At 56.8% G+C, this 19,495-nt stretch carries 19 protein-coding genes; all 19 read left to right on the top strand.

The window, feature by feature from the left end; all coding sequences use genetic code 11:
* Positions 1 to 2 precede the first annotated feature (2 nt).
* The 19 genes from EI185_RS14870 to EI185_RS14780 all read left to right on the top strand — a co-directional run bounded on the left by EI185_RS14870 (position 3) and on the right by EI185_RS14780 (position 19,489).
* Positions 3 to 971 (top strand): acetyl-CoA carboxylase carboxyltransferase subunit alpha, encoded by a 969-nt coding sequence (locus EI185_RS14870; protein ID WP_124705934.1) that lies wholly within the window; start codon positions 3 to 5, stop codon positions 969 to 971.
* A gap of 25 nt (positions 972 to 996) precedes the next feature.
* Positions 997 to 2,292, top strand: coding sequence for a tRNA lysidine(34) synthetase TilS (tilS, locus tag EI185_RS14865; RefSeq protein ID WP_223247872.1), 1,296 nt, complete (start codon positions 997 to 999; stop codon positions 2,290 to 2,292).
* A gap of 82 nt (positions 2,293 to 2,374) precedes the next feature.
* Positions 2,375 to 2,800, top strand: coding sequence for a nucleoside-diphosphate kinase (gene ndk, locus EI185_RS14860; RefSeq protein ID WP_124705932.1), 426 nt, complete (start codon positions 2,375 to 2,377; stop codon positions 2,798 to 2,800).
* 39 nt (positions 2,801 to 2,839) lie between these two features.
* On the top strand, positions 2,840 to 3,922 hold the full coding sequence (rlmN, locus tag EI185_RS14855; RefSeq protein WP_124705931.1) for a dual-specificity RNA methyltransferase RlmN: 1,083 nt from the start codon (positions 2,840 to 2,842) through the stop codon (positions 3,920 to 3,922).
* Positions 3,919 to 4,698: a type IV pilus biogenesis/stability protein PilW gene (pilW, locus tag EI185_RS14850; protein WP_124705930.1), complete on the top strand. Its 780-nt coding sequence runs from the start codon at positions 3,919 to 3,921 to the stop codon at positions 4,696 to 4,698. Before rlmN ends, pilW begins: the two co-directional genes overlap by 4 nt.
* A complete protein-coding gene (locus EI185_RS14845) occupies positions 4,695 to 5,546 on the top strand; it encodes a RodZ domain-containing protein (protein ID WP_124705929.1) in 852 nt (283 codons plus the stop codon). Before pilW ends, EI185_RS14845 begins: the two co-directional genes overlap by 4 nt.
* A 3-nt stretch (positions 5,547 to 5,549) precedes the next feature.
* Positions 5,550 to 6,818 carry a flavodoxin-dependent (E)-4-hydroxy-3-methylbut-2-enyl-diphosphate synthase gene (gene ispG, locus EI185_RS14840; protein ID WP_124705928.1) on the top strand — a complete coding sequence of 423 codons (1,269 nt, stop codon included), beginning with the start codon at positions 5,550 to 5,552 and terminating at the stop codon, positions 6,816 to 6,818.
* A 76-nt stretch (positions 6,819 to 6,894) separates the two neighbouring features.
* Positions 6,895 to 8,160, top strand: coding sequence for a histidine--tRNA ligase (hisS, locus tag EI185_RS14835; protein WP_124705927.1), 1,266 nt, complete (start codon positions 6,895 to 6,897; stop codon positions 8,158 to 8,160).
* A gap of 2 nt (positions 8,161 to 8,162) precedes the next feature.
* Positions 8,163 to 8,801, top strand: a complete 639-nt coding sequence (locus tag EI185_RS14830; protein WP_124705926.1) for a YfgM family protein — start codon at positions 8,163 to 8,165, stop codon at positions 8,799 to 8,801.
* Positions 8,798 to 9,961 (top strand): outer membrane protein assembly factor BamB, encoded by a 1,164-nt coding sequence (gene bamB, locus EI185_RS14825; protein WP_124705925.1) that lies wholly within the window; start codon positions 8,798 to 8,800, stop codon positions 9,959 to 9,961. Before EI185_RS14830 ends, bamB begins: the two co-directional genes overlap by 4 nt.
* 49 nt (positions 9,962 to 10,010) lie before the next feature.
* Entirely contained in the window at positions 10,011 to 11,423 is a 1,413-nt protein-coding gene (gene der, locus EI185_RS14820; RefSeq protein WP_124705924.1) for a ribosome biogenesis GTPase Der, read from the top strand.
* 88 nt (positions 11,424 to 11,511) lie between these two features.
* Entirely contained in the window at positions 11,512 to 12,597 is a 1,086-nt protein-coding gene (locus tag EI185_RS14815) for a galactose-1-phosphate uridylyltransferase (protein WP_124705923.1), read from the top strand.
* A 104-nt stretch (positions 12,598 to 12,701) separates the two neighbouring features.
* Complete coding sequence (locus tag EI185_RS14810) at positions 12,702 to 14,531, top strand: putative bifunctional diguanylate cyclase/phosphodiesterase (RefSeq protein ID WP_124705922.1); 1,830 nt, start codon at positions 12,702 to 12,704, stop codon at positions 14,529 to 14,531.
* Positions 14,532 to 14,620: 89 nt separating this feature from the next.
* Positions 14,621 to 14,860, top strand: a complete 240-nt coding sequence (hfq, locus tag EI185_RS14805; RefSeq protein WP_124705921.1) for an RNA chaperone Hfq — start codon at positions 14,621 to 14,623, stop codon at positions 14,858 to 14,860.
* Between the two features lie 74 nt (positions 14,861 to 14,934).
* The gene (gene hflX, locus EI185_RS14800; protein WP_124705920.1) at positions 14,935 to 16,092 is read left to right on the top strand and encodes a GTPase HflX; all 1,158 of its coding nucleotides are present in this window, start codon (positions 14,935 to 14,937) and stop codon (positions 16,090 to 16,092) included.
* A 4-nt stretch (positions 16,093 to 16,096) separates the two neighbouring features.
* Complete coding sequence (hflK, locus tag EI185_RS14795) at positions 16,097 to 17,269, top strand: FtsH protease activity modulator HflK (RefSeq protein WP_124705919.1); 1,173 nt, start codon at positions 16,097 to 16,099, stop codon at positions 17,267 to 17,269.
* A complete protein-coding gene (gene hflC / locus EI185_RS14790; protein WP_124705918.1) occupies positions 17,266 to 18,138 on the top strand; it encodes a protease modulator HflC in 873 nt (290 codons plus the stop codon). The genes hflK and hflC overlap by 4 nt, the downstream gene beginning before the upstream one ends.
* 3 nt (positions 18,139 to 18,141) lie before the next feature.
* Complete coding sequence (locus EI185_RS14785; RefSeq protein WP_124705917.1) at positions 18,142 to 18,339, top strand: DUF2065 domain-containing protein; 198 nt, start codon at positions 18,142 to 18,144, stop codon at positions 18,337 to 18,339.
* On the top strand, positions 18,332 to 19,489 hold the full coding sequence (locus EI185_RS14780; RefSeq protein ID WP_124705916.1) for an ATP phosphoribosyltransferase regulatory subunit: 1,158 nt from the start codon (positions 18,332 to 18,334) through the stop codon (positions 19,487 to 19,489). Before EI185_RS14785 ends, EI185_RS14780 begins: the two co-directional genes overlap by 8 nt.
* The last annotated feature ends 6 nt before the right edge of the window (positions 19,490 to 19,495 follow it).

Here is a 19,495-nt window from a genome sequence, read left to right as displayed (position 1 = left end):
CTATGAAAACCACTTTTCTGGATTTCGAGCAGCCGATCGCCGAGCTGGAAGCCAAGATCGAAGAACTGCGCTATGTGCAGGACGATTCTGCGCTGGACATCTCGGAAGAAATCGGCCGCCTGCAAAAAAAGAGTGAAAAACTCACCAAAGATATTTATGCCAAGCTCACCCCATGGCAGATTTCCCAGGTAGCACGCCACCCGCAACGTCCATACACGCTCGATTACGTGGGTGCGCTGTTCAGCGATTTTGAAGAGCTGCATGGCGACCGTACGTTCGGCGACGACCCTGCAATTGTAGGTGGGCTGGCGCGATTCAATGGTCAGAGCGTGATGCTCATTGGCCACCAGAAAGGCCGCGACACCAAGGAAAAAATCTACCGCAATTTCGGGATGCCGCGCCCCGAAGGTTATCGCAAGGCGTTGCGCCTGATGCGCCTGGCTGAGAAATTCGGCGTACCGGTAATGACCTTCATTGATACTCCAGGCGCCTACCCCGGCATCGGTGCCGAGGAACGCGGCCAGTCCGAAGCCATCGCCCGCAACCTGTTTGTCATGGCGGAGCTAAAAACACCCATACTCTGTACCATCATTGGCGAAGGCGGCTCCGGCGGCGCATTGGCGATAGGCGTGGGCGACCAGACCATGATGCTGCAATATTCGACTTATTCGGTGATTTCGCCGGAAGGTTGTGCCTCTATTTTATGGAAAAGCGCAGACAAAGCGTCCGTCGCGGCCGAGACACTGGGCATTACCGCACCACGCCTGAAATCCTTCGATCTGATTGATCGTATTGTGAACGAACCTCTGGGTGGCGCGCATCGTGATCCGGCGCTGATGATGCAATCCATGAAAACAGCGTTACAGGACGCGTTGGACAGCCTCACCAGCCAACCTCTCGACGCCCTGCTCAAGACCCGCTACGAGCGCCTGATGAGCTATGGCCGATTCAAGGACACGCCCGCCAAATAATTTACTGGAAACAGTACGAGCGCAATTGGCTCGATACGTCAAACCTGGTGCACGCATCACTCTGGGTTTGAGCGGCGGTGTGGATTCGGTTGTATTGCTCGACCTGCTGGCGCGCCTGGCAGCCGATCTTTCCTTCCATCTCAGTGCCATCCACGTCAACCATCAGATCAGCCCCCACGCAAAAGACTGGGCAGATATCTGCCAAACGCTCTGCACAAGCCGTCATATTCCACTACGGATGCATACCATCGATATTGAAGACGCCGCGAAACTTGGTCTGGAAGCGGCTGCACGGCGTGCGCGCTATGCCGAATACGCGCAACTGGATACGGACTTCATTGCGCTGGCTCAGCATCGCGACGACCAGGCCGAAACACTCCTGCTGCAGTTGCTGCGCGGTGCCGGGGTCAAAGGGCTGGCGGCGATGCCTGTGTTACGTGAAGCGACCAATCATCCCGCCTATATACGCCCGCTGCTGGATATCGATCGCAGCGAGATTGAGGCTTGGGCGAGACAACATGCACTGCAATGGGTTGAAGACGAAAGCAACCAGGATACCCATTTCAATCGCAATTTTTTACGCCATTGCGTGCTGCCGCAATTGGGTGAGCGATTCCCGGCATGGCGCGCCACGCTTGCCAGGAGCGCGCAAAACCTTGCCGAAGCTGCCGACCTGCTCGATCAGCTCGCCGCGCTCGACGCTACAGACAGTATCCGCAACCAGCGCCTGAGTTGCGCTCAACTGGCTGCCCTGCCCCCGGCTCGTGCGCGTAATCTGCTGCGCTATTTTCTCGCGCGCAATGATATTCCCATGCCCAGTCAGGCGCGACTCGCCACCATGCTGGAACAACTCACCCACGCCAGTGCGGATAGCCGACCATGCATTCTGCACGCCAGTTGGGAGTTGCACCGCTACCAGGGCTGGGTACATCTCACAAGCGGGTTACCCTCCCTCGTTGCGAATCTGCGTTGGCCCTGGCAACGCGAAACGCAGCTGCTCCTCAAAGAACTCGATGGCGTCCTGAAATTAACTCCTGCTATCGGCCAGGGACTGGACCGCAACAAACTTGACCAGGCATCGGTCACCATCCGTTTACGTCAGGGTGGTGAACACTTCCGTCCCGACTGCCAGCGTCCGCGCCGTAGCCTGAAAAATTTGCTGCAGGAATACGCCATCCCGCCCTGGCTACGCGATCGTCTGCCATTGCTATATTGCGGCGAAACGCTGGTGTGGGTTGCCGGAATCGGTGTGGATTGTGCGTGGCAGGCCCCTGCCGATACAGCAGGCATCCAGCCCGAATGGAATAACAATACCCGCTAAGCCTTTATTTTATCGGCATTTCGTGGTACTTTAATCAGGTTTTTCAACCCCAAAAACCTCTTAAAATTCACGGAGTACCGCAATGGCAGTCGAACGCACCCTTTCCATCATCAAACCCGATGCAGTGGCCAAAAATGTAATCGGGAAAATTTATCAGCGCTTTGAAGATGCCGGGCTGAAAATTATCGCCGCACGCATGATGCATTTGTCCCGCAATGAAGCCGAAGGCTTTTATGCCGTTCACCGCGAACGTCCTTTCTTCAAGGATCTGGTCGATTTCATGATTTCCGGCCCGGTGATGGTCCAGGCACTGGAAGGCGAAGGGGCGATCCTTAAAAACCGCGACCTGATGGGCGCAACCGACCCGAAAAAAGCGGCTCCTGGTACCATCCGCGCCGATTTTGCTGCCAGCATCGATGCCAACGCGGTGCATGGCTCCGACGCCGCAGAAACCGCCGCAGTGGAAATCGCCTACTTTTTCCCCGCGCTGAACGTTTATTCGCGTTAAACAGTCCTAATCGGCTTACAACTCCACCATCGGCCAGCCATGCTTGTTAACCTTCTCGACTACGACCTGCCAGGACTTGCTGCTTATTTCGCCGAACTCGGCGAAAAGCCGTTTCGCGCCAAACAGGTAATGCGCTGGATGCATCATTTCGGCGCAGCGGATTTCGCTGAAATGAGCGATCTGGCCAAGTCGTTACGCGAGAAACTGGGGCAACTGGCGACAGTGACGCCGCCCAGCATGATGGCGGAACAGGCGTCCGCTGACGGCACGCGCAAGTGGCTGCTGGACGTAGGCAGCATGAACGGAGTGGAAACCGTATTCATCCCGGATGGCACGCGCGGCACACTGTGCGTGTCATCGCAAGTCGGCTGTGCACTGGAGTGCACGTTCTGCTCTACCGGTCGCCAGGGTTTCAACCGCAACCTGTCGGTGGCAGAAATCATCGGCCAGTTGTGGTGGGCGAACCACGCGATGGGACGCGATCCGAAAGGCGAGCGCATCATCACCAACGTCGTGATGATGGGCATGGGGGAGCCGTTGGCAAACTATACCAACGTGGTCACCGCGCTCAATATCATGCTCGACGACAACGCTTACGGCCTGTCGCGACGCCGCGTGACGGTCAGCACCTCCGGTCTGGTACCGGCCATGGATCGGCTGCGCGAGGATTGCCCGGTGGCCCTGGCAGTTTCCTTGCATGCCCCCAACGACAAGCTGCGCGACGTACTTGTGCCGATCAACCGGAAATACCCGCTGGCCGAACTGATGGCGGCTTGTCTGCGTTATCTGGAAAAAGCCCCGCGCGATTTTGTCACGTTCGAGTATGTAATGCTGGACGGCATCAACGACCAGCCCGAGCACGCACGCCAGTTGATCGAATTGGTACGCGACGTGCCGTGCAAATTCAACCTGATCCCGTTCAACCCGTTCCCGGATTCCGGTTACCGCTGTTCGCGCGGCGATGCGATGCGGCGTTTTCGCGATATGCTGATGCAGGCGGGCCATATCGTGACCATCCGTAAAACCCGTGGCGACGACATCGATGCCGCCTGTGGTCAACTGGCCGGACAAGTACAGGATAAAACCCGGCGGGTTATGCGCCGTATGGAGGTATCACATTGAACAAGTTTGCTGTTCTGCTCATTACCCTGCTGCTGGGCGCCTGCGCGCAACCGCCGGGTGCCGACACGCTCAATTCGCAGCAGACTTCCACCGGAAATGTGAGCGAAGCACAAAATCGCGCGCGCATACATACCGAGCTTGCTGCCGACTACTTCACCCGCGTCCAGTATGCAATTGCGCTGGAAGAATTACGTGATGCGATCAGTGCCGATAGCAACTATGCGCCGGCTTACAATATGTTTGGCCTGGTCTACATGGAATTGCATGAAGACAAAACTGCAGAAAGCAACTTTCGCCGCGCTCTCGAACTGGCGCCGAACGAATCCGAAACCCATAATAATTACGGCTGGTTCCTGTGCACGCGCAATCGTTTCGAGCCTGCCATAGCACAATTCAATGAGGCGCTGCGCAATCCGCTCTATCCTTCGCCCGAACGCGCACTCACCAATGCAGGAGTGTGTTCGCTGAAAGCAGGTAACCAGACTGCCGCCGAAGCCTATTTCCAACGCGCACTCAAGTACCAGCCCAATCAGCCACAGGCGCTGTCGCAACTCGCTGATATTTATTTTCGCCAAGGCCGTTATACGGAATCTCGTACGCTGCTTACCCGCTATTTCGATGTCAGCCAGCCCAGTCCGGCAGCACTCTGGCTGGGCGTGCGTCTAATGCGGAAAATGGATGATCGCAATGCCGAAGCAAGTTACGGCTTGCAATTGCGCAAGCGTTTTCCCGATGCACCGGAAACTCATTTGCTGTTGAACGGGAAATACGAATGAGCGCAGACGAACAGTCAAGCCAGAGCACCATTCAATCAGTCGGGGCGGAACTCGCTGCCATACGCCAGGCACAGAACATGAGCGTGAACGATGTCGCCTATCGCCTCAAGCTCACCCCCAGACAGATCACGGCAATTGAACAGGACGATTTCGCCAGTCTGGGGCCGATATTCAGCCGCGGTTTTGTACGTAACTACGCACGATTGCTGCAACTGGATCCGCAACCGTTTCTGGATGCCATGCAGGCCGCCCCTGTCAACCCTGTCGAAGCGCTTGCCATCCATGACGAACAAATTGCGCTGACCGGCAGCCTGTCACGCCACTGGTTGAAACTCAGCCTTCTGGCGCTGCTCATCGTGATTGCACTGCCGCTGGCAGTGTATCAATGGCTACGCGCCGACGACGCACCCAAGGCAGCATCTCCAGCTCATAACGCAGCGCCGCTGGCGTCTCCACCCGCTCCAAAAATCGCACCAGCACCTGCCGCACCTGCTGTCGAACCACCCACGCCCGCGCAGCCCGCACCACCTGTTTCCGTAGCCGTACCACCAACCGCACCACCTGTTTCCATAGCCGTACCACCAACCGCCCCGGCTACCCAAGCTGAAGGAAGCGGTCACATCCAGATCAACTTTAAACAGGATGCATGGGTACAGATTACCGACGCCAGCAAGCGGCGCCTCACCTCGCGCATCTATCGTGCCGGAGAAACCGCACAACTCACCGGTGAGGCGCCTTTTAGAGCAATCATCGGCAACGCCGCCAACGTCAGCATGACCTATAACGGCAAACCGGTTACCCTCACGCCGCGTCCCGGAACAACAGTCGCGCACCTGACTATCGAGTAAAGAATGTTTGATTTTCACATTTCGCGCCATGTCACGCGCAAAGTATGGATTGGCAATATTGCTGTCGGCGGCGATGCGCCGATTGTGGTGCAGTCGATGACCAACACCGATACGGCCGATGCGGCAGCGACCGCCGAGCAGGTCTATGCATTGTGGCGCGCCGGCTCCGAACTGGTGCGCATCACCGTGAATACCCAGGAGGCCGCCGAGACGGTGCCGCGTATTCGCGACCTGTTGAGCCGGCGCGGCTGCGACGTGCCGCTGATCGGTGATTTCCATTTCAACGGCCACAAGCTGCTCACCAGTGTGCCCGCCTGCGCCGAGGCATTGGCCAAATACCGCATCAACCCGGGCAATGTGGGCAAAGGCAGCAAACGCGACGAACAGTTCGCAGCCATGATAGAAACCGCCTGCCGGTATGACAAACCAGTTCGCATTGGCGTCAACTGGGGCAGCCTGGACCAGGCGCTACTGGCACGCATGATGGACGACAACGCCGGTCTTGCCGAACCGCGCGAAGCAGAATGGGTGATGCGCGAGGCGCTTATTGTCTCGGCCCTGGATTCCGCGCGTAAGGCCGAGGAACTCGGCCTGCCCGGCGACCGCATTATTCTGTCTTGCAAGCTGTCCGGCGTGCAGGATCTGATCAGCACCTACCGCGAACTGTCCACGCGCAGCGATTACCCGCTGCACCTGGGCCTGACCGAGGCAGGCATGGGTTCCAAGGGTATTGTCGCCTCCACCGCTGCGCTATCGGTGCTGCTGCAGGAGGGCATCGGCGACACGCTGCGTATTTCGCTGACGCCAGAACCCGGTGGCGACCGCACCCAGGAAGTCGTGGTGGCGCAGGAAATTCTGCAAACCATGGGTTTGCGTTCGTTCACTCCGATGGTAGTCGCCTGCCCGGGCTGCGGACGCACCACCAGCACCGTGTTCCAGCACCTGGCGCAGGACATCCAGCGTTACCTGCGCGACCAGATGCCGGTATGGCGCAACCACTATCCCGGTGTAGAAGATATGCGCGTGGCGGTGATGGGTTGCGTGGTGAACGGGCCGGGTGAATCCAAGCATGCCAACATCGGCATTTCCCTGCCCGGTACCGGCGAAGTTCCGGTCGCCCCGGTATATGTGGATGGCCAAAAAACCGTGACGCTGAAAGGCGAGCGCATCGCCGAGGAATTTCAGCGGATTGTAGAAGACTATGTACAAAGCCATTATTCTGGCGGCCAAATAAGCAGCAAACCCAAAACCATACCGATTGCCATCGCCTGATATTATTTGCCGCAGAGCCCAGGGAAATACCAAGGAATGTTCCCGACACTCTGTCGCAAAAGAAACGAATTTAAAAATGAGTAACACTATCCAGGCCATACGCGGGATGAACGACATCCTGCCCGAACACAGCCCGCGCTGGCAGCACTTTGAAGCCGTGATACGCGATTGGCTCGGCGCATACGGCTACCGCGAAATTCGTACGCCCATCGTCGAGCAGAGCGCGCTGTTCAAACGCGCCATCGGTGAAGTCACCGACATTGTCGAAAAAGAAATGTACGCGTTTGAAGACGCCTTGAATGGCGAGCATCTCGCGTTGCGCCCAGAAGGCACAGCCGCTTGCGTACGTGCCGTGATCGAGCATAACCTGCTGTACAACGCACCGCAGCGATTATGGTACGCCGGCCCCATGTTCCGCCACGAACGACCGCAAAAAGGCCGCTACCGGCAATTTCACCAGGTCGGCGTCGAAGCGCTGGGTTTTGCAGGTCCGGACATCGACGCCGAGCACATCGTGATGACCGCTGATCTGTGGCGACGCCTTGGCCTGACCGGCATTACGCTGGAGTTGAACACGCTGGGCAATGCTGCCAGCCGTGCCCGTCATCGTGACCGCCTGATCGCGCATTTCGAAACACACCAGGATCAGCTCGATGCAGATGCCAGGCGCCGTCTGCATAGCAATCCGCTGCGGATTCTAGACACCAAAAACCCGGCCATGCTCGCATTGGTCGAATCCGCTCCGCGCCTGATGGATGACCTCGACACGGACGCCATCAAACACTTCGAGGATGTGCAAGGGCTGTTGCGCAGCAATGACATCGAATACCGCATCAATCCGCGTCTGGTGCGCGGGCTGGATTACTACAACTACACGGTGTTTGAGTGGGTAACCGACAAACTCGGCGCCCAGGGCACTGTGTGCGCCGGCGGCCGCTACGACAGCCTGATCGAACAGATCGGCGGCAAACCTGCACCGGCCTGCGGTTACGCAATGGGCGTGGAACGCCTGTTGGCATTACTGGAAGAGTCCGGTGTCAATGCGCCAGCGACCTCTACCGATGCCTACCTCGTGCATCAGGGTGAAACCGCTACGGCGTTTGCCTGGCAGGTTGCCAACAGCTTGCGCCAAGCCGGTCTGAGTGTGGTGTTACACTGCGGCGGCGGCAGTTTCAAAGCCCAAATGAAAAAAGCCGATGCCAGCGGCGCACGTTTTGCGCTGATTATCGGTGACGATGAAGCCGCTGCTGGCTTGATTACCCTGAAAGCATTGCGAGAAACTGCTGAACAAACGCGCTGCAGCCTCTCTGAGGCGACAGACCTTTTGCAATCAAGGAACTGAACATGACTTTCGATCTGGAAGAACAGGAAAAACTCGACGCACTCAAAGACTGGTGGAAACGCTATGGCAACTGGGTGACAGGCGCACTGGCCATACTGATCATCGGCGCAGCGGGCGCACAATGGTGGCGATATCAGCAGCATGAAAAATCTGCCCAGGCTGCCGTGATATATGGCGCATTACAACTGGGTTTGCAGGCAAACCAGCCTAAAGTCATCAAGGATGACGCAGCGACCATTGTCGCCAAATATCCGGGCACTCCTTATGCGTCGCGCGCGGCGCTGATTTCCGCCAGCAGCAGTATCCAGGCCGGGGATACGAAAACCGCTGAAACACAGTTGCGATGGGTCATCGATCACACCAGTGAAGACGGCATCAAACAATTGGCAGTCCTGCGCCTGGCCGCCGTGCTGCTGGAACAGAAAGATCCGGCAGGCGCGTTGAAATTGCTGGATGCTCCCTACAATGAAGCCTTTGCCGCCCGCTTCAATGATCTCAAGGGCGACGCGCTGGTACAGCAAAGCAAAATTGCCGAGGCACGTGCCAGTTACAAGATCGCATTGGAAAAAATCGACGCGCAAAGCCCGTACCGAAAATATATTGAAGTCAAACTCGACGCCCTTGGCGGGGAACCCAAATGAACAAACTCATCCACATGGTGCCGCGCCTCAGCGTATTCGCACTCGTCGCCGCCCTTGCCGGCTGTTCCAGCATGAACCCGATGAACTGGTTCGACAGCAGTTCTCCAGCAGAAAAGCCTGCGCCGCTGGTGGAGTTCAAGCCCGCAGTCAATCTCAAGACCGGTTGGCAGGCCAAGATAGATCCGGCGCGCAGCTATGCCTTTGCACCGGGTTTGAGTGCCGATGCGATTTACGTGGCCGGATACGATGGTCAATTGGCCAAGCTTGATGCCGGCAATGGCGCCACCTTGTGGCGCATCGCAACCGGCGGCAAACTGTCTGCAGGGGTGGGCATTGGCGACGATCTGGAACTGGTAGGCACGCCCAAAGGCCAATTACTGGCATTCGATAGCAAGGGCAAGCCGCGCTGGCAAGTACAGCTATCCAGCGAAGTGCTTGGAGTCCCTCAAGTTGCCGATGGCTTCGTCGTGGCACGCACCGCCGACGGCCACATTTATGCGCTGGATGCCAAGGATGGCTCGCGTAAGTGGATGTATGAACGCTTGTTGCCTGCGTTGTTGTTACGCAGCCAGCCTGGTGTACTCATTACACGTGGTGGCGTCTTCGCCGGTTACGCCGGCGGCAAGTTGGTGGCACTCGCGCTGGATACCGGAGCAGTCGGCTGGGAGGCTAGTGTGGCGATTCCAAAAGGTGCTTCGGAAATCGAACGGATTGCCGATGTCACCAGCACCCCGGTCGCTGATGACAAACAGGTATGCGCTGCTGCCTTCCAGGGGCGCGTGGCCTGTTTTGATCTGCGCACCGGCAATGTCAACTGGACGCGCGAACTGTCCAGTGTGGCTGGCCTTACCATGGATGACAGCAATCTCTATGTGACTAATGACAAAGGCGAGGTAGTCGCACTGGAAAAGAACCGTGGCGCAATCCTGTGGACGCAGGACAAATTGCGAGCACGCGGCACCACGGCACCACAACGGGTCGGCAACTATCTGGCGGTAGGTGATGGGCAGGGCTATGTACACCTGCTGGCACTGGATGACGGTCATTTTGTCGGCCGCATCGCCACCGATGGGTCCGCCATTATCAGCCGCCCGCAACCACGCAGCGGCGGTGTCGTAGTACAAACCGCCAACGGCGGTGTCTACGCACTTGCTTTGTAAAATATAAACCGGAACCAATCGCCGCTCAATACACGGCGATGAATACACCATGAAACCCACTCTCGTACTGGTCGGCCGCCCCAATGTGGGGAAGTCCACCCTGTTCAACCGCCTGACCAAGACCCGCGACGCCATTGTTGCGGATATCCCCGGGCTTACCCGTGATCGCCACTATGGCCACGGCAAGGTGGGCGACAAGCCCTATCTGGTGGTGGATACCGGCGGCTTCGAACCGGTGGTCAAGGAGGGCATCATGCATGAAATGGCACGCCAGACCTTGCAGGCCGTCGATGAGGCCGACGTGATTCTGTTCATGGTGGACGTGCGCACCGGTTGCACCGCACAGGACAAAATCATCGCCGACCGCCTGCGCCAGAGCGGGCGCCCGGTATTTCTGGTGGTGAACAAAGCCGAAGGCATGCGCCGTGAAGTGGTGACCGCCGAATTTCATGAGCTGGCGCTGGGCGACCCGCTGGCCATTTCCGCCAGCCACGGAGAAGGCGTGCACGAACTGGTCGAACTGGCACTGGAGAGCTTTCCCGACGCCACTGAGGATGAGTCCGACAAACACCCGAAAATCGCCATCGTCGGCCGCCCCAACGTGGGCAAGTCCACCCTGGTCAATACCCTCCTTGGCGAAGAGCGCGTCATCGCTTTCGACCAGCCTGGTACCACGCGCGACAGTATTTACATCGATTTTGAGCGCGCCGGCAAGAAATACACCCTGATCGATACCGCCGGGGTCCGCCGCCGCGGCAAAATCTTCGAGGCCATCGAGAAATTCTCAGTGGTCAAGACCCTGCAGGCCATCGAAGACGCCAACGTGGTGGTACTGGTATTGGATGCGCAGACCGACATCTCCGAGCAGGACGCGCACATGGCCGGATTCATTCTGGAAACCGGACGCGCGCTGGTGGTGGCGGTAAACAAATGGGATGACCTCGACGACTACAAACGCGACACCGTCAAACGCGAAATTTCGCGCAAACTGCAATTCCTCGAGTTTGCCAAATTTCATTACATCTCGGCGCTCAAAGGCAATGGCGTGGGCGGACTGATCGGCTCGGTGGACGTGGCCTATGCCGCCGCCATGGCCAAGCTGCCCACCCCCCAACTCACCCGCATCCTGATGGATGCAGTTACCGCACACCAGCCGCCCAAGTCCGGCCCGTTCCGCCCCAAACCGCGCTATGCCCACCAGGGTGGCATGAACCCGCCGCTGATCGTGGTGCACGGCAGCGCGCTGGATAAAATCAGTGCCAGCTATAAACGTTATCTGGAAAAAACCTTCCGCCAGGCGTTCAAGCTGGAGGGTACGCCCCTGCGTGTGCAGTTCAACGTGGGTGCCAACCCGTTCGCCGGCAGGAAACCCGCACCGCTCACCGAGAACGAAGAACGCCAGGCGCACCGCAAGCGCATGGTAGGACGCAAGCTATACGGAAAACAGCGCAAAAAAGACTAATCTGTAGAACGACATTAAATGTTTGAACAGCTATTAAAGTCATGGCCAAACCAGAATTCTTTGCTTTCAAAATAATGCAGGAAAAAATATGAGCGAATCAAACGAAATCCGCGAAATCCGCATCAACCCCATTGTGCCCAGCGAATCGGTGCTGGTTGCCACGGCACGCAGCATGCGCCCAAAAAAAGCCGAGGATCTGGCGCCGCGCGACACGCGCAAACACGTGGAAACCTGCCCGTTCTGCCGCGGCAACGAAGACAAGACGCCGCCGGAAATACTGACTTACCCGGCCAGCGGTGACTGGGATATCCGTATCGTGGAAAACCTCTACCCGGTGCTGGGGGACGATCGCAGTCAAAGCAATTTCAGTTTTGGCCTGCAGCAGACCATCGACGGCTATGGCCGCCACGAGGTCATTATCGACCACTATGAACACGGTACCGCCCTGCATGACATGAGCAGCGCCCATCTGGCCATGCTGTTTGGTGCCTATCGGGACCGCATGGCGCAAATTTACGCCTCGGACGAACGGCTCAAATATGTACTGATATTCAAAAATTTTGGACCCGCAGCAGGCGCCTCGATCCCCCACACCCACAGCCAGGTGATTGCCATGCCGGTGGTGCCGGAGAACGTGCAGGCCGAGGTGGATAACAGCCGCGAGTACTTCCGCAAGCATCATCACTGCATTTTCTGCGCGTTGATTGATGAAGCGCTGACCTTTGAAGCCACCATTTACGATCGTAATTCGGGCGAAATCCGGCGCAAAATCGACGTCGGCCAGTACGTGGTGGAGCGCGGGGAAAAATTCATCGCCATCAAGCCGTTCGCCAGCCGCTTCGAATGGGAAGTACACATCCTGCCTCTCGTGCACCAATCAGATTTTCTGGCCATCAGCACAGACGATCTGGCCGATCTCGCCAACGTGCTCAAACGCACCATGGCACGTCTTGACGCAGTGATCGGCGGCGCCCAGTACAACTACTTCCTGCACGCCGTGCCGCATGATCAACACTCCGCCGAACACGCCGCCAGTTACCACTGGCATCTGGAAATCTGCCCACGCACCTCGATCCCTACCGGCTTTGAATTGGGCTCCGGATTATTTGTCAACACAATCAGCCCTGAAGCCGCCGCAGCACGTCTGCGCAACGCGCAAATAGAGCAAGAATAATGCCTATAGTTCTTTTGGGAAATGTTGTCTAGACTGGAAGTGAAGCGCCCGCTCTACGGGGGTGTATTGCCCACACAAATAGGCTATCCGGAAAATAAACCCTGATGAAAAACCACTTATCCGGAAATTCTGATTTGGGCCCCTCCAGCACCCCAGCAAACCTGCAGGATCGTCTGCGCGCATTATGGCGACTGGCCACAGACCGCACCCTGGACGAGATACAAAAAATCGACGCCATGCTCGAGGCTGCTACTGCGGCGATGAACATGGAAACCGCGCTGGTCGGCGAAGTCGACGAGCATTACACGCTGAGTTATCTATTCGATGCAACCGGAATATTCCAGACGCCCTGGCAAATCGCATTACATGATTCCATTTCTCATGCGGTGGCCATTACCCAAAGCAGTCTGTGCCTCCCTGATCTGAGTCAGGATCAACACTACCGTGAACATGCACTGCATACCCAGCTGGGCTTTAATGTGTATATCGGTACCCCAATATGGGTAGGCGAGCATCTCTACGGCACCTTGTCATTCATGCGTCGCACAGTGTTGACGACAGCGTGTTCAGAAGACGATATCGCATTTGTCGAATTACTCGCCGCATGGTTTGGGCAGTTTTTGCTGCAAAAACGGCAGAGTGAAGAACTCAAGGCGCTGGCGCTTTCCGATCTGCTTACTGGCTTGCCTAACCGGCGCGCCGCAGAAACCCGGCTCGCTGATGAGTTTGCACGTTCCCAGCGCAGCGGTGAAACTTTTGCTATCGCAATTTGCGATCTGGATCGATTCAAGCTGGTGAATGATCATTACGGCCATGAAACCGGTGATACCGTTCTGCGCCAGGCGGCTGCCATATTGGTGGAGCAAATGCGCGATGGCGACTGGATCGCTCGCTGGGGCGGCGAAGAATTTTTCATCTACTTGCATAAGGTGGACGGCCCACAGGCGTTTGCGGTGATAGACAGACTGCGCCAGGCCTATGCGCAGCACCCGATTGCAACACCGCATGGCAGCCTGGATCTGACTTTGAGCGCCGGCGTTAGCGTCTATCAGGGCGGCGAGAAAAATATCGCCCACATCCTGGCTGAAGCCGACAGTGCCTTGTATGAAGCCAAAAATGGCGGGCGTGACCGCGTGATTTTGCACCAGACGGCACAGCGCGGACTGCTTTGGCATGCCGGAGAGCTGCAATCCGCATTACAGGACAAACGCATAGTCACGGCCTATCAGATCATGGTGGATCTCTCTACCGGCGCACCGGTCGCAGACGAAGCGCTCGCGCGCCTGGTCGGCAGAACCGGACGTACCGCTCCAGCCGCTGAATTCATCGAAGCTGCCGAAGGACTGCACCTGATCCATCTGGTGGATCAAAGCATTACCCGCCAGGCCATCATGCGTTGCGCCGCGCGCCTGGATGCGGGTGCAACGCCGGATTTCGCCCATTTCATTAACTTGTCACCGCAATTCCTGGCACGCAGCGATTTGGTCAAACAACTGCTCGAACTCACCCAGCAGATTTGCAGTAGTTGCGCAGTCACGATGGATTCGGCCAAGCCGCTGGTGTTCGAAATTACCGAGCGCCAGTACATCGCCAACTTCGATCTCCTGATGCGCGAGATACAACCCTTGCTGGATTCCGGCTTTCGTCTGGCGCTGGACGATTTCGGCAGCGGTTATTCCTCGTTTCTGTACCTGGCCAAGCTACCGGTCAGCTTCCTGAAAATCGAAGGCTGGATGATTGCCAATTTGCGTCACAACTTGAAAATTCGCGACATGATACAAAGTATCGTCGACCTGTCCCGCAAACAGGGCATTACCACCATTGCAGAAAACATCGAGGACGCCGAGACCGCGGAACTCCTGCGTGAAATGGGCGTCAATTGGGGGCAGGGTTACCACTTCGGGCGTCCGCAATTCGATACACCGACGGCATGAACTGCATATCAGCATTTTCTCATATTTGCCCGATACGCAGCTTGACCGCATAATCAACTAATATCCAATAAGCTTGGGAGTACATAAAAATGAGCGTATCCAAGGGTCAATTGTTGCAGGATCCCTTTCTCAACGTGTTACGCAAGGAACACGTACCCGTTTCCATCTACCTGGTAAACGGCATCAAATTACAGGGGCATGTCGAGTCGTTTGACCAATACGTCGTCCTGCTCAAAAATGCGGTAACGCAGATGGTATACAAACATGCCATTTCCACCGTCGTTCCGGCTCGCGCGGTCAACCTTCGTCCGGATCAAGGCGCTGAATAACTTCTGCTTATCTGACTATCGCCAGACGCGTCCTTTAGCATGCTGTCTGGGTAAAACCATTGCGGTGCATTTCCATGTTTGAACGTCATGCCGGTAGCGAACGCGTGGTGCTGGCCAGCCTGGATTTTGGCGAACCGGATTACGCCGATAGCGTAGAAGAACTGCATCGCCTGGCTGAAAGTGCTCAGCTTGAAGTGGCGGGTCTGGTCGAAGGACGCCGCGTCCGGCCCGATGCAGCACTATTCGCCGGCAGCGGAAAAGTGGAAGAAATAGCTGCCATGGTGCAGAGCACCGAGGCAGGCGTCGTGATCTTCAACCACGCATTGTCCCCTGCCCAGGAACGCAACCTGGAAAAGATATTGCAGTGCCGGGTAGTGGACCGTACCAGCCTGATTCTGGATATTTTTGCGCGCCGCGCACAAAGTGCCGAAGGCCAGTTGCAGATCGAGCTCGCCCAGCTTGGGCACATTTCCACGCGTCTGGTCCGTGGCTGGACTCACCTGGAACGTCAGAAAGGCGGCGTCGGACTGCGTGGTCCGGGTGAAACCCAGCTGGAAACCGACCGCCGCCTGATCGGCAAGCGCGTCAAACTATTAAAAGACCGGCTGGTCAAGCAGCACCGCCAGCGCACTGTACAGCGCCGTGCGCGCAGCCGCGGCCGGGTCATGTCGGTGTCGCTCGTGGGTTACACCAATACCGGCAAATCCACCCTATTCAATACGCTCACCAACGCTGGCAGCTATGCCGCCGACCAACTGTTCGCCACCCTGGATACCACGACACGTCAGCTGTACCTGCCGAATGCGGGCGAAATCGTGGTTTCCGACACAGTCGGTTTCATCACCCGCCTGCCGCATACTTTGGTGGAGAGTTTTCGTGCCACGCTGGAAGAAACCATCCAGGCCGACCTGCTTCTGCATGTGGTGGATGCCTGCAATCCGAATCGCGACAAACAGATCGCCGAAGTCAACAAGGTACTGGCGGAAATCGGCGCATTGCACGTGCCCCAAATCCTGGTAATGAACAAGATTGATCTTGGGACGATAGAACCCGGTGTCGAGCAGGATGAGTATGGTAAGATTACACGGATCAGAGTGAGCGCCAAAACCGGCGCAGGCATTCCCGCATTGCGTGATGTGCTGACGCAAATGTCGCAGCATCACCATGAGCCTGCAGCCCCGCAATTGAGCACCGCCATCATCAACAACGAATATCATCCAGAACTGGACTAAAACCATGGCTTGGAACGACCCGCAGTGGGGCAAAAAAAACGAGGGACCGCCGGATCTGGATGAGCTTTGGCGTCGATTTACCGATAAGCTCAAAGGCTTGTTTGGCGGAAAAAAAACTCCCGGCGGTGCGCCTGGCTCGAATGGCTTGGGCGCCGCCGGCCTGGGTATTGTAGGCGCTATCATTGTCGCGGTATGGCTGGCCAGCGGATTTTACATTGTGGATGCTGGTGAACGTGGTGTGGTGCTGCGTTTCGGAAAATACATCGAAACCACCCAGCCCGGTCCGAACTGGCATTTGCCGTGGCCAATTGAAAGCGTACAGGTAGTGAACATCGAGCAAGTGCGCACCGTGGAAATCGGCTATCGCAACAACGTTCAAACCAAGATGTTGAAAGAATCGCTGATGCTCACCGATGACGAAAATATCGTCGATATCCAGTTTGCCGTGCAATATATCCTGAAAAATCCTGAAGATTACCTGTTCAATAACCGTTCGCCCGACGAAGCCGTGCGCCAGGTTGCCGAAAGTGTCATGAGCGAAATCGTAGGCAAGAGCAAAATGGACTATGTGCTTTACGAAGGTCGCGCCGATGTCGCTGCGAACGCCGCCAAGCAGATACAGACAGTCCTCGATCGCTACAAAACCGGCATCAGCATCAGCCAGGTCACCCTGCAGAACGCGCAGCCGCCCCAGCAAGTACAGGGCGCATTCGATGATGCGGTCAAAGCCGGCCAGGATCGCGAACGCCTGAAGAGTGAAGGCCAGGCTTATGCCAACGATGTCATTCCCAAAGCACGCGGCATGGCAGCCCGCCTGTCTGAAGAGGCTGCAGGCTACAAGCAGTCGGTCATTGCCAATGCCGAAGGTGATGCCAGCCGCTTCAAGCAGATAGTTGAGGAATACAACAAGGCGCCAGGTGTCACGCGTGAACGCATGTATCAGGACATGATGCAGCAGGTATTATCGAACACCACCAAGGTGCTGGTTGACAGCAGCAAGGGGGGCAACAACCTGCTTTATCTGCCTCTCGACAAACTGATGAACATGTCTGGTCAGGGCACGCCCCCGCCGCCGGTCATGCTGGATGCCACTCCCAAGCCCAGCACCACCCCACCCGCTCCGGATGACCGCTCGCGCGACACCTTCCGCAGCCGTGACCGGGAGGATCGGCCATGAAACATTTGAATATCCTGATAGTCGTCATACTGGGCATACTGATATTGGCGAGCCTTAGCATGTATACCGTGGATCAGCGCCAGAACGCGATGGTCTTCCAGCTGGGTGAGGTCGTTGCCATACATAAAAAGCCAGGGCTGTATTTCAAACTGCCACTGGTGCAGAACGTGCGCTATTTCGATACGCGCGTGCTGACCCTCGACCCCGCCCAGCCAGATCGTTTCATTACCTCGGAAAAGAAGAACGTGCTGGTGGATTTCTTTGTTAAATGGCGCATTATTGACACCCGGCAATATTACGTCAGCGTGGGCGGTGATGAAACCCGCGCGAAGACACGCCTGCGCCAGACCATCAATGACGGATTGCGCGCCGAGTTCGGCAAACGCACCATACATGACGTGGTATCCGGTGAACGTGACCAAATCATGGCAACCCTGCGTCAAAAAGCCGATCAGGATGCGCGTGCAATCGGCGTGCAAGTACTTGATGTGCGTCTCAAACACGTGGATCTGCCGGACGAAGTCAGCGAGTCGGTATATCGGCGCATGGAAGCGGAGCGTAAACGGGTAGCCAATGAACTGCGTTCCACCGGTTCCGCAGAAGCCGAGAAAATCAAGGCAGATGCTGACCGCCAGCGTCAGGTCATCATTGCCAACGCCTACCGTGACGCCCAGGAGATCAAGGGCGCGGGCGATGCCAAAGCCAGCGCCATCTATGCCTTGGCCTACTCGAAAAACCCAGAGTTTTACGCCTTCTATCGCAGCATGGATGCGTACCGCCAGAGCTTCAAGAGCAAAAGTGACGTACTGGTACTTGAACCGAATAATGCCTTCTTCAAGTACATGAAATCACCCAATGCGGGAAAATAGGCCATGAACGGTGGCAACTTCCTCACTGCCATTGCACTGATGCCGGTGCTGGAAGGCCTGCTGCCGTCAGTGGCGCCCAGTTTATGGCGTGAAGCGTTTCGTAAGATGGTCATCCTGAATGATAGCCAGTTGCGCTTCGCCGGACTCGCGTCTATGCTCAGCGGTTTGTTAATTCTGCTTGCATCTCATTCCCATGCATAACTGGCTATTACCTGAATATATCGAAGATCTCCTGCCACCGGTCGCCTGGCGTCTGGAGTACCTGCGCCTCAGCACGCTCAACATGTTCCGCACTCACGGCTACGAACTGGTTACCCCACCCATGCTGGAGTATCTGGAATCGCTACTCACCGGTACGGGTAGCGACCTGGACACGCGTACGTTCAAGCTGGTGGACCAATTATCGGGACGCATGATGGGTCTGCGGGCAGACATCACTCCACAAGTCGCGCGCATCGACGCGCATCTGCTCAATCATCAGGGGGTGACGCGCCTGTGTTATGCCGGTGTCGTTGTGCACACCTTGCCCGAAGGCATGAATCGCTCGCGTGAATTACTGCAGGTAGGTGCCGAGCTTTACGGCCACAGCGGTTACGAAGCCGACGTTGAAATCCAGCGACTGATGCTGGATGCATTGGCTCTCGCTGGCGTCAGTGACCTCTATCTGGATATTGGACATGTTGGCGTATTTGGCGGATTGATGGCTTACGGGCACGTTCCCGCAGAGAAAGAAGCCGCCTTGTTCCAGGCGCTGCAGGCTAAAGACACCCCGGCCATTCGCGATTTGACCCACGGCATGGACGAGGCAACCCGTGCCGCATTTACCGCACTGCCCACGCTCTATGGCGGGGTAGAGGTGCTGGACGAAGCATTTCAAATTTTGCCTAGCAGCCTGGAAATCACCCAGGCCCTGGAACAATTGCGCGCCATCGAAAATGAACTCAAGGGTAGTGCAAAAATCAATATTGACCTCGCCGAGCTGCGCGGCTACCACTACCACAGCGGTGTGGTGTTTTCCGCCTATGCGGGAACGCATACCAACGTATTGGCGCAGGGCGGACGTTATGACGAGGTCGGCAAAGCATTTGGCCGCGCCCGCCCTGCCACTGGATTCAGCCTTGATCTGCGCGAAATTGCCACACTGTTCTGGCGTTCTCCCGGCTCAAAAGGCATTCTGGCGCCCTATCTGAAAAACGCCAAACTGGCGCAGAAAATCCAGCAACTGCGCAGTAGCGGTGAGATTGTAGTCGTCGAACTGGCTGGTCACGAAGCTGATCGCAGCGAACTCAACTGCGACCGCATACTGCTCGACAACAAAGGCGAATGGGAAGTCGCCCCTCTGACAAAATAATTTTCG

The organism is Sulfuriferula multivorans, assembly GCF_003851125.1.
GTDB classification, from domain to species: domain Bacteria; phylum Pseudomonadota; class Gammaproteobacteria; order Burkholderiales; family Sulfuriferulaceae; genus Sulfuriferula; species Sulfuriferula multivorans.
This window is presented reverse-complemented; position numbering and strand designations above follow the sequence as displayed.

Bases quoted from the DNA above. Each gene is read 5' to 3' on its own strand.
- der (WP_124705924.1), top strand. From the start codon at position 10,011: ATGAAACCCACTCTCGTACTGGTCGGCCGCCCCAATGTGGGGAAGTCC.
- EI185_RS14845 (WP_124705929.1), top strand. From the start codon at position 4,695: ATGAGCGCAGACGAACAGTCAAGCCAGAGCACCATTCAATCAGTCGGG.
- EI185_RS14870 (WP_124705934.1), top strand. From the start codon at position 3: ATGAAAACCACTTTTCTGGATTTCGAGCAGCCGATCGCCGAGCTGGAA.
- ispG (WP_124705928.1), top strand. From the start codon at position 5,550: ATGTTTGATTTTCACATTTCGCGCCATGTCACGCGCAAAGTATGGATT.
- bamB (WP_124705925.1), top strand. From the start codon at position 8,798: ATGAACAAACTCATCCACATGGTGCCGCGCCTCAGCGTATTCGCACTC.
- EI185_RS14780 (WP_124705916.1), top strand. From the start codon at position 18,332: ATGCATAACTGGCTATTACCTGAATATATCGAAGATCTCCTGCCACCG.
- hflX (WP_124705920.1), top strand. From the start codon at position 14,935: ATGTTTGAACGTCATGCCGGTAGCGAACGCGTGGTGCTGGCCAGCCTG.
- hflC (WP_124705918.1), top strand. From the start codon at position 17,266: ATGAAACATTTGAATATCCTGATAGTCGTCATACTGGGCATACTGATA.
- rlmN (WP_124705931.1), top strand. From the start codon at position 2,840: ATGCTTGTTAACCTTCTCGACTACGACCTGCCAGGACTTGCTGCTTAT.
- ndk (WP_124705932.1), top strand. From the start codon at position 2,375: ATGGCAGTCGAACGCACCCTTTCCATCATCAAACCCGATGCAGTGGCC.
- EI185_RS14810 (WP_124705922.1), top strand. From the start codon at position 12,702: ATGAAAAACCACTTATCCGGAAATTCTGATTTGGGCCCCTCCAGCACC.
- hfq (WP_124705921.1), top strand. From the start codon at position 14,621: ATGAGCGTATCCAAGGGTCAATTGTTGCAGGATCCCTTTCTCAACGTG.
- hflK (WP_124705919.1), top strand. From the start codon at position 16,097: ATGGCTTGGAACGACCCGCAGTGGGGCAAAAAAAACGAGGGACCGCCG.
- hisS (WP_124705927.1), top strand. From the start codon at position 6,895: ATGAGTAACACTATCCAGGCCATACGCGGGATGAACGACATCCTGCCC.
- EI185_RS14785 (WP_124705917.1), top strand. From the start codon at position 18,142: ATGAACGGTGGCAACTTCCTCACTGCCATTGCACTGATGCCGGTGCTG.
- EI185_RS14830 (WP_124705926.1), top strand. From the start codon at position 8,163: ATGACTTTCGATCTGGAAGAACAGGAAAAACTCGACGCACTCAAAGAC.
- EI185_RS14815 (WP_124705923.1), top strand. From the start codon at position 11,512: ATGAGCGAATCAAACGAAATCCGCGAAATCCGCATCAACCCCATTGTG.